Below are 6,444 nucleotides of genomic sequence, written 5' to 3'. Positions count from 1 at the left end.
TAAAGAGGTACTTTTTATAGAAAAAGGTAAATTTCTAATATGTTATATTTAATATAGAAGAATTCGAGGATTACTTTTTATGAAAAGGAGAACTATTGATGAATTATAAACAACTACTAATAGATAACTTTGCATTTAAAAATTCATATGTTGCGCAATTTGTGCCCGGAATGAGTATAAAAGAAACGAAAGATTATATTGCTGTTGATTGCGGATTACCTGCCGATACATTCAATATCATCACTCTACTAAACAATAATTTAACGGTAGGGATAGAGAAATTATATAAGGAGGTAGAATACTATAATCAAAAGAAATTTCCAATGAGTGTTTGGTTATGGGATGAGGAGCAAGAGCGGGATATAAAAAGCAAGTTAAATAAAATCGGTTTAAAAGAAGCGGAGCAAAATATTGCGATGGTAGCAGACTTAAAAACAATTTCTCCAACAATAAACATGCCAGTAAGTTTTACAATTCAACAGGCATCTTCACCTGCACAAATAAAAAAATTTGGAGAAATGTTAGCTAATCTATTCGGCACATCAGAAGAAGGTATACATGTACAAGCATTCTATAATCAAATTTCTAATCTTGATTTATGGAACAGTGAAAATATGAAACTATTTTTAGGATTTTATGAAGGGGAAGTCGTAACTGTTGGTTCATTGATATGTTCAAAAGATAGTATTGGTATTTATGACATCGCAACTAAAGAGAAAATGAGAGGACGAGGATTCGGATCTACTATGTTCAATTTCCTTCTGCAAGAAGCACAAAAATTAAAAAATATGTATTGTGTGTTACAAGCTTCACCCGATGGAATCAACATTTATAAAAAATCGGGATTTCAAGCTATTGGCAAAATGACTGTATTGGAAAATCGACATTTAATTGAGTAAATCATTCAAGTTAAATCGTCTTTATATAGGAGCTTATAAATCGTTATGAAAAAGATATATCTCGCTACAATAATTTGTGCCTTTATAGTAATAAGTATCTTTGTTTTTCAGAAAATAAATAAACATAAGTATACTAAAGCTATTAATCAATCAAATCATATAAAAAATATCGCACATAGAGGTGCTTCTGCGTATGCACCTGAACATACAATAGCAGCATATCAATTAGGCCAACAAATGAATGGAGATTATATAGAAATTGATCTTCAAATGACAAAAGATGGACATTTAGTGGCTATGCATGATGAAACAGTAAACCGCACTACAAATGGTACGGGTCTAGTTAAGGAACATACATTAGAAGAAATAAAGAAACTTAATGCAGGTTCTTTTTTCAATGAAAAGCATCCAAGTTTAGCAAAGAAAGACTTTGAAGATGCTAAAGTCCCAACACTAGAAGAAATTATTGAAACGTTCGGGAATGGTGCAAACTATTATATTGAAACAAAATCACCAGATGAATACGCTGGTATGGAAGAGAAGCTATTAGAAATTATAAAGCACTACGAAATAAGTGATAACGTTATTATTCAATCATTTAGTGAAGAAAGTCTGCAAAAAATTCATAGTTTAGATGTTACTTTACCGCTAGTACAATTACTACCTTACAAAAAGGCAGTTCAATTAACTGAATTAGAGATAAAAAAGTATAAAACATACTGCATCGGTCTTGGGATGAACTATAAATATATTGATTCCGCTTATGTAAAGAGAATAAAGAAACACGGATTAGAAGTTCATCCATTTACTGTAGATAATGAAAAAGATATGAAAAAGTTACTTTTATGGGGCGTTGATGGGATGTTTACTAATGATCCGGATCGTTTACATTCAATATTATTGGATTTGAAAAGTCATGAATAAGAAGTGTTATTCATAAAGGAAAAATTTACACAACCTGTATATTAGGATTATCAATGCAAGAAGGCATGTAGCATATAAAAAGAAAATACCAAAAACCGCAACTGGAAGACTTAAGTTGTGGTTTTTTTATTGCTTCGATTTCAACTTACAAAGTTTGAAGCTAGAAGTGAAAACCTTTTTAGCTGAATTGGCTTCCTATGTATTTGTACTTCGTATCGTTGTAGGTATATGTACAACCCGTGAGACGAGTTTTGCATAGGATAATAGAAAAGGAGATGTTGCATATTGAAATACCACAATAGAAATGTAAGTAATCTGAATAAATTAGCGGATAATACGAAAGCTGCAGCTTTTAAGTGGTATCAGTACTGTATCGACAATGGAATTGAAGTATTAATTTATGAAACAATCCGAACGGTCGAGCAACAACGTGAATATGTTCGTAAAGGAGCATCACAAACGATGCGCTCATATCACTTAGTAGGACAGGCATTAGATTTTGTTCCAATTCAGTCGAATGGTACAGAAGATTGGAATGGCTATAATAAAGAACTGTGGGCATCAGCAATTCGTTATGCTAAACAAATTGGTTTTGAATGGGGCGGTGACTGGAAAGGATTTGTAGATAGCCCGCATTTGCAATATAACTACAAAGGATATGGAACGGATACTTTTGGAAAAGGTGCTCAAAACGTAGTGGCTCCTCCCACGTCGAATGATAGTGTAGGGATTGCTTATATTAACGGTAGTAATGTAAATTTACGAAAAGGACCTGGTACTGGATATGGCGTTATTCGTCAATTAGGGAAAGGAGAGTCCTACAAAGTATTTGGGCAATCAAATGGCTGGTTAAATCTCGGTGGCGATCAGTGGATTTTTAACGATCCATCATATATTCGTTATACGGGAGGAAATGTGCCAACACCTTCACAATCATCAAATGAGGGTATAGGTGTAGTTACTATAATCGCTGATGTATTACGTGTTCGTACCGGCCCAGGAACAAATTACGGCATTGTGAAAAACGTGTATCAAGGTGAAAAATATCAATCATTTGGATATAAAGATGGTTGGTATAATGTTGGTGGAAATCAATGGGTTTCTGGTGAATATGTTACGTTTGTAAAGTAAAAATAAGAGCCGTCCTGTTGGGCGGCATTTTATTTTAAATATTCATAGGGCGAGCACTCATGATATCATTCGTGATACATAGATTATAATTTTTCATTCTAATAATCAGAAAGTAATCAAAATGTAATTAATTTCAACTACGCTTTTTATATTTTTTTGATACACTGGCTACGAGGGGGATACCAATTAAGGTGGGTAAAAACCAAAACCATATTGGCGGAAGTAAATTTATAATGGGAATATGGATGCCGACATTTACTAAAAGTGCGGTGACTGCACCTATATAAGAACCTAACATACCTCTAATGTGGTGATGGAGCCAATTTTTCCAACGTTTTTTTCGTGCAAGGTATCCATAAATCGCAAATGAATAAGAGAAGATTGCTACATAAAATAAATATGCGATTTTATCCCAGTTTATAATGGATAATATAATGGCAGTAACGGTGATAACGACATAGGATGCGTGATATATTTCACCCCATTCCGTATGTTTACCTTTCTTCTTTTGAGCAACCATCGCTATTATCCCAGTTATTAAACATATCATTCCAAATAATATGTGGATGGTTAAAAGAATGTTGAAAATGCTCATCATAATTCCTCCCTTTTTATTTTTATAGTATTGCAGCATAGGAGAAAAGTTGAAACATATTGTTTATTCACTTTAATATATTGAAGTAAAGGTACTTCAAGAACAAGTTTAAACGGACAAATTTTTCTTGAGTTTAGTGAGACACGTATTACGTGAAATGAAGGAGAGACTTCCATGTTTACATCTATTACATATTTACAATCAGGGAATGACAAGCAACAAAAAGTATATGATGTTTTGAACAAACTAAATATTATGGAGGATTTAGCTTTATATAATCCCGTTCTTTGCGGGACAATCCCTATAAGAATTGATACTCCTCAATCTGACTTAGATATTGTAATGGAAGTATATAACTTTGATGTTTTTGAGCAGGAAATGAGATCTTTATATGTTTCTTATAGAGGGTTCAATATAAAAAAGAAAAAAATGAAAGGTACTGAATCGATAAAGGTGAATTTTGAATTCGAAGGTTTTGAATTTGAATTATTTGCTCAACCTAAGCCAGTGCGTAATCAAAATGCATATAGACATATGATAGTGGAGCACATGTTATTAATGCAGCATCCCCATATAAGGGAAGAAGTTATTCACTTAAAGGAACAAGGTTTAAAAACAGAACCTGCTTTTGCTCAAGTATTAAATATTGACGGAGATCCTTATGAAGAACTTATTTTATTAGGGCAGGAAATGAAATTGTGGTAAATAAGATACGTAAAAAAATCCTCGAAAAACAAAAGAGGATTTTTTTATGCTGTTAACTTCCGAATTAATTCACTGAGCAATTTAACCCCGTAAGTCATTTGTTCTGGAGAAGCATATCCATATGATAAACGAATGTACTGATCTGATTCTTCTTCATAAATACGTCCCGGGTTTAAAAGAATTCCTTTTGATAGTGCCTCTGAAAATAGTTTTTTCATCGGAATGTTATGTACAACCTTTAGCCATATAAAAACTCCACCACTAGGAATATCCCACGATGCAATATCTGCACAATATTTATTTAAAACTCGTATCATTATTTGTCTTCGTTCTTTCAGGTGCATTCTTACGTTTGCTACATGTTCTTCATAAAAACCTTCATTTATCCATTCAGCAGCTACTCTTTGAGATAAAGAACTCGATCCATAGTCTGTTTGCATTTTTATATCTGACAATCTATCAATAACAGGCTCTGGTCCAATTATCCATCCAATTCTAAGTCCAGGGCTAAGTGTTTTAGAGAGGCTACCAATATATAATACATGTCCATGTTTATCCATCGACTTTAAAGGAGCTGGAGGTGATTCATCAATCCATAACTCCCGGTAAATATCATCCTCGATGATAGGCAACTGCTCTTTTTCACATATTTTTAATATTTCTTTTCTTCGCTCTTTGGACATCAATATCCCCGTTGGATTTTGAAAACAAGGGATTGAGTATAAAATATTATTCTTTTGACTATATTTAATTCGTTTTAATAAGTCGTTAGGTAAAATACCGTGATGATCCATTGATATACCGGATAAATTTATATTTGCTGATTGAAAAACATGAAGTGAATATAAGTAAGAAGGTTGTTCAAGTAAAACAGTTGATTTTCTATGTAAAAGACCAATTGATATTAAATGTAATGCTTGGAGTGCACCAGACACTATTAATATAGAACCCGGTGATGCATGTATTCCAAATGATCTTACATATTTGCTTATTGCTTCACGTAACGGATAAAAACCTTTTTGTTCTTCGTATCCGAAATAATCTAATTCCTCACTGACGTTTTTTATTATAGATTGCATAGTTTCGAGCGGGAAAAGATGAGGTGCAAGTTCACCTTTACTAAGATGGATAAGCGTTTTATTTGCTTCTGCTTCATTTATTTCTCGCACCATTAACTTACTTGGTTTATGAATACCTGCCTTTACATATTCACTCCAATCAGGCGGGGGATTAGTTGCTAATAATGACCATGTATTATTTGTTACAATTGTTCCTGCTCCGATTTGTCCTTGAATTAAACCATCTGCCATAAGTTCATCTAGCGCAGTTATTACAGTACTTCGATTTACATGAAATAATTTTGCTAACTGCCGCTGACTAGGGATTTTACTTCCAATTGGCCATTCTCCGTTTTCAATTTTTTCTTTCATATAGTCTATTATCTGCCGATATTTGGGCACTTTTTTATCGTTTGTCATATAAAAAACTCCCTCGTTTATTTAAAAGATTCAAAGTGGTTGGTTTTTCCGATAAATAACTGGTTGAAGACATTGTATCAACTATTAAATATGATGAAAAGAAATAATTGGTAATTTAAAAATGGTTGGTTTATTAGGGAGGGAGAGAAAACATGCATAATAAAAAATGGGATTTACGCATTATATGTGCTCACGCTTTTACAATTCTTATATGGGGAACTGCTTTTCCAGCAATTCGTATGGGGCTTGAATCTTATACGCCGGAACACCTTACTTTACTACGCTTATTAATCGCTTCATTTATACTTTTGTTATTTTCATTTATATACAAACTACGACTACCGGATTTAAAGGATATCCCAGCATTTTTTATATTTGGTGCTTTAGGGTTTACTATTTATCACATCGCATTAAACTACGGCGAAAAAACAGTAAATGCTGGATCTGCAAGTTTAATAATTTCAGTCACTCCAATAGTGACGGCAATTCTTGCTTCTGTTTTTTTGAATGAAAAAATGAAATTAAATGGCTGGATCGGTGGTGTAATGAGTTTTGCAGGAATTGCCTTAATTTCATTTAGCCAAGGCGACGCTATTCAATTAAATAGCGGGGGGTTATTTATATTATTAGCGGCGATTTCAGAAAGTCTATTTTTCGTTTTCCAAACATCTTACTTAAAAAAATACGGCTTCTTACCATTTACCATATATAC

7 protein-coding genes are annotated in these 6,444 nt (G+C 33.1%); 5 read left to right on the top strand and 2 right to left on the bottom strand.

Going from position 1 to position 6,444, the window contains the following annotated elements; translation table 11 throughout:
• Positions 1 to 98: 98 nt before the first annotated feature.
• From ACQGS6_RS20935 to ACQGS6_RS20925, 3 genes are all read left to right on the top strand, one after another.
• Positions 99 to 899 carry a GNAT family N-acetyltransferase gene (locus tag ACQGS6_RS20935; protein ID WP_426965527.1) on the top strand — a complete coding sequence of 267 codons (801 nt, stop codon included), beginning with the start codon at positions 99 to 101 and terminating at the stop codon, positions 897 to 899.
• A gap of 45 nt (positions 900 to 944) precedes the next feature.
• Positions 945 to 1,823 carry a glycerophosphodiester phosphodiesterase gene (locus ACQGS6_RS20930; RefSeq protein WP_426965526.1) on the top strand — a complete coding sequence of 293 codons (879 nt, stop codon included), beginning with the start codon at positions 945 to 947 and terminating at the stop codon, positions 1,821 to 1,823.
• A gap of 285 nt (positions 1,824 to 2,108) precedes the next feature.
• On the top strand, positions 2,109 to 2,954 hold the full coding sequence (locus ACQGS6_RS20925; protein ID WP_000873732.1) for an SH3 domain-containing protein: 846 nt from the start codon (positions 2,109 to 2,111) through the stop codon (positions 2,952 to 2,954).
• 133 nt (positions 2,955 to 3,087) lie between these two features.
• On the opposite strand, the gene ACQGS6_RS20920 is transcribed toward ACQGS6_RS20925, so the two are convergent.
• On the bottom strand, positions 3,088 to 3,549 hold the full coding sequence (locus ACQGS6_RS20920; protein WP_000021726.1) for a hypothetical protein: 462 nt from the start codon (positions 3,547 to 3,549) through the stop codon (positions 3,088 to 3,090).
• 174 nt (positions 3,550 to 3,723) lie between these two features.
• Here ACQGS6_RS20920 and ACQGS6_RS20915 point away from each other — a divergent pair, with 174 nt between their 5' ends.
• The gene (locus tag ACQGS6_RS20915) at positions 3,724 to 4,254 is read left to right on the top strand and encodes a DUF4269 domain-containing protein (RefSeq protein ID WP_426965525.1); all 531 of its coding nucleotides are present in this window, start codon (positions 3,724 to 3,726) and stop codon (positions 4,252 to 4,254) included.
• Positions 4,255 to 4,298: 44 nt separating this feature from the next.
• Here ACQGS6_RS20915 and ACQGS6_RS20910 read toward each other — a convergent pair whose 3' ends face one another.
• On the bottom strand, positions 4,299 to 5,732 hold the full coding sequence (locus ACQGS6_RS20910) for a PLP-dependent aminotransferase family protein (protein WP_000180305.1): 1,434 nt from the start codon (positions 5,730 to 5,732) through the stop codon (positions 4,299 to 4,301).
• Between the two features lie 152 nt (positions 5,733 to 5,884).
• Here ACQGS6_RS20910 and ACQGS6_RS20905 point away from each other — a divergent pair.
• Positions 5,885 to 6,444, top strand: a 560-nt coding sequence (locus ACQGS6_RS20905; protein ID WP_426965524.1) for a DMT family transporter, incomplete at its 3' end; no start/stop codon positions are given.

This window comes from Bacillus sp. GMs2/2, from assembly GCF_050172095.1.
Classification (GTDB): domain Bacteria; phylum Bacillota; class Bacilli; order Bacillales; family Bacillaceae_G; genus Bacillus_A; species Bacillus_A cereus.
The sequence above is the reverse complement of the archived record's forward strand: the minus strand, read 5'-3'. Positions and strand labels throughout refer to the sequence as shown.

What these genes read in the sequence shown, in the direction of transcription:
- ACQGS6_RS20920 (WP_000021726.1), bottom strand. Translation starts at nt 3,549, where the DNA reads ATGAGCATTTTCAACATTCTTTTAACCATCCACATATTATTTGGAATG.
- ACQGS6_RS20935 (WP_426965527.1), top strand. Translation starts at nt 99, where the DNA reads ATGAATTATAAACAACTACTAATAGATAACTTTGCATTTAAAAATTCA.
- ACQGS6_RS20930 (WP_426965526.1), top strand. Translation starts at nt 945, where the DNA reads ATGAAAAAGATATATCTCGCTACAATAATTTGTGCCTTTATAGTAATA.
- ACQGS6_RS20915 (WP_426965525.1), top strand. Translation starts at nt 3,724, where the DNA reads ATGTTTACATCTATTACATATTTACAATCAGGGAATGACAAGCAACAA.
- ACQGS6_RS20910 (WP_000180305.1), bottom strand. Translation starts at nt 5,732, where the DNA reads ATGACAAACGATAAAAAAGTGCCCAAATATCGGCAGATAATAGACTAT.